3 protein-coding genes are annotated in these 2,670 nt (G+C 69.4%); all 3 read right to left on the reverse strand.

Annotated elements, in window-relative coordinates; translation table 11 throughout:
* Positions 1-35: 35 nt before the first annotated feature.
* Positions 36-386 carry a hypothetical protein gene (locus tag VFE05_04230; protein ID HET6229263.1) on the reverse strand — a complete coding sequence of 117 codons (351 nt, stop codon included), beginning with the start codon at positions 384-386 and terminating at the stop codon, positions 36-38.
* A gap of 95 nt (positions 387-481) precedes the next feature.
* Positions 482-952 (reverse strand): large conductance mechanosensitive channel protein MscL, encoded by a 471-nt coding sequence (gene mscL, locus VFE05_04235; protein HET6229264.1) that lies wholly within the window; start codon positions 950-952, stop codon positions 482-484.
* Positions 953-1,075: 123 nt separating this feature from the next.
* The coding region (locus VFE05_04240) for a M1 family aminopeptidase (protein HET6229265.1) at positions 1,076-2,670 on the reverse strand (1,595 nt) is incomplete at its 5' end.

Raw genomic sequence — 2,670 nt, forward strand, 5'->3', positions numbered from 1 at the left:
ATCCGCGCCTCCGAGAATGCGAGACGTCCTCCCACTCATCCCGCGTCCTGTATCTCCTCGATGAGCGCGCGGAGGTTGTCGGCAACGGAGGGCTCTTCGATGGCGTCGGCGTCCTCGTAGTCGCGCAGGAAGAGCGTGGCGCGGCGCAGCATGCCGTCCAGCGCCCGCACGCGCCCGAGCAGTGCCTGCACGTCCGCCGGCCCGTCGCGCAGGAAGACGGCGTCTTCGTGGTAGCGCATGCGGTCCGCCACAGGCACGCGCTGCCCGCCCATCTCCACGGAGAGGCTCCACGTGCCATCCTCGCCCGCGTCGATGGCGATGCCGGGCGTGGCGGCGTCGGCGCGGACTTCGATCTCCTGCAAGGTGCTCTCGGACAGTGACGTCATCAGGGGCCGGCGTGCCGTGGGATGGGAGATGTGGGGCGTGCGAAGCGGAATCTACGCTGGCCCGCGCCGTGCAGCCAACGTGTAGCGGCCCGTCGTCAGGCGAGGACGCCGGCGGTTGCGGCGAGCGCGGCCGGAAGGTCCGACGTGCAGAAGGCGCAGCGGGTGGCGGCGATGGGCACCTTCATGCGGCAGAACGGGCACTCCTGCTCGAACGGCTCCGGCGGCGCCACGGCCTCGCGGGCGCGCATGCGCTCGTACGCCTGCACGATGAGGTACACCGCGAAAGCGACGATGAGGAACGAGATGACCGCGTTGATGAACAGCCCGTAGTTCACCGTGACGGCGCCGGCCTTCTTCGCCGCCTCCAGCGTGGCCGTCTTCGGCCCGGAGAGCGTGACGAACAGGTTCGCGAAGTCCACCCCGCCCGTCGCCCGGCCTATGGGCGGCATGAGGATGTCGTCCACGAACGACTTAACCACCGACGTGAACGCCGCGCCGATCACGATGCCGACCGCCAGGTCGACCACGTTGCCACGTGAGATGAAGCCGCGAAAGCCTGCGAGCATGGCTACCTCGGGGGAGTGAGGGGGACCGCGGGGACTCGCGGTCCCTAACTCAGGAGACGCAGCACGCCGGGCGCAAGCATTATCTCATCTCGACCCCCGGAGACATCCACCACGGAACGCAGCTCACGAGCGCGGCGCAGATGACCGTGCGGGCTTCGCAGGCGTCGGCCGCGCCGCCTTCGGCGGAGCCAGGGCCTTCTTGCGGACGACGTTCACCACGTTGTCGGCGGTGCGACGGGCGATGAGCTTGTGCCGCGGGTCGACGCCGGCGCGGGCGGGCACGCCATCCACCGTGACGCGCACGTGCTGCACGCCGGAGCGGAGGCGCTGCTTGGCGAAGTATAGCGGGAAGTTCTCCATGCCCGCTGCGCTGCCAACGACCGAGACGTCGACGAGATCGTTCATGGGCACCTCGGTCTCGTTGCCCGCGCTGTCCGCGCGCATCTTGTGCGCTTCCACCGTCATGTCCACCATCCACCGCCCGCCGCCAAGCGGGGTGGCGGTCGCGGCGCGGGTGCGGTTCTCGTACAGCGTGACCGTCTCGAACAGGTCGGTGAGCACGTAGCGCAGGGAGTCCGGCGTGACCGCGCGCAGGTGCCGCAGCAGGTCGCGCGAGGTGGCGTACGGGGGCCCGCGGAAGCGCTGCTCGTGCAGCAGGGCCGCCAGCGCGGCGTTGACCCGGTCCTCGCCGATGTAGTCGCGCAGGGCGTACATCGCCATCCCGCCCTTGTTGTAGTGGATGTAGCCCTGCTGCTCCACGCGGTACAGCGGCTGCTCGGCGCGCGTCTCGCTGCCGCGGCCGCGGAGGTACTGGTCCAGCTCGTAGCGCAGGAAGTCCTCCATCTTCTCCCGCCCGTACTCCTTCTCCATCACCATCAGCGCGCTGTACTCGGCCAGCGTCTCGGAGAGCATGGCCGAGCCCTGCACGTGCGCGCCCACCAGCTGGTGCCCCCACCACTGGTGCGCGACCTCGTGCGCGGTGACGAAGAACGGATAGTCCACGTCGCCCGGCTTCACGTGGGCGATGAAGCCGATGGCCTCGCTGTACGGGATGGTGTTGGCGTAGCTCTGCGCGTACGCGGCGTAGCGCGGGAACTCCAGGATGCGCACCTGGCGGTTCTGGTACGGGCCGAAGTGCTCCGTGTAGTAGTCGAGCGAGCGCTTCACCGAGCGGACCATGCGGTCCAGGTTGAACTCGTGCCCGGGGTCGTAGTAGACCTCGATCGCCACGTCGTGCCACCGGTCGCGGCGCACGGCGTAGCGGCCGGAGAGGTAGGCGTAGAAGTCCAGGATGGGCGCGTCCATGCGGTAGCGGAAGTACCGCCGCCCGCCGGCCGTCCACGTGCGTTGCAGGTAGCCCGGCGCCACCGCCGTCTGGTCGGCAGACGTGCTGACGGTGGTCTCGAACGCGATCCAGTCCGCATCTGCCGAGATGTCGTTGCGCATGCGGCCGGCGGGGTCGTCCAGCCGGGGGATGCGGGCGCGGGGCGGCAGGTCGTGCCACTTGCGCGTGTCGTCGTCCTGCAGCTCGCCGTCGGCGTTGTAGCCGATGCGGGGCATCTCCTGGTTGTTGAAGAAGGTGCCGTTGCCCACCACGGGGCCGTTCACCACGTCGTTCGTGAAGCCGTGCGTCTCCTGTGCCACGTCGAACCGCAGCTCCGCCGAGTCGCCGGGCAGCAGCGGACGGCCCAGTCGGAAACCGTAGAAGCCGTTCTCCT

Source organism: Longimicrobiaceae bacterium (assembly GCA_035696245.1).
In the GTDB taxonomy this organism is placed as follows: Bacteria; Gemmatimonadota; Gemmatimonadetes; order Longimicrobiales; family Longimicrobiaceae; genus DASRQW01.

Excerpts from the sequence above, each read along its gene's own strand:
- VFE05_04230 (HET6229263.1), bottom strand. The coding sequence starts at position 386 with ATGACGTCACTGTCCGAGAGCACCTTGCAGGAGATCGAAGTCCGCGCC.
- mscL (HET6229264.1), bottom strand. The coding sequence starts at position 952 with ATGCTCGCAGGCTTTCGCGGCTTCATCTCACGTGGCAACGTGGTCGAC.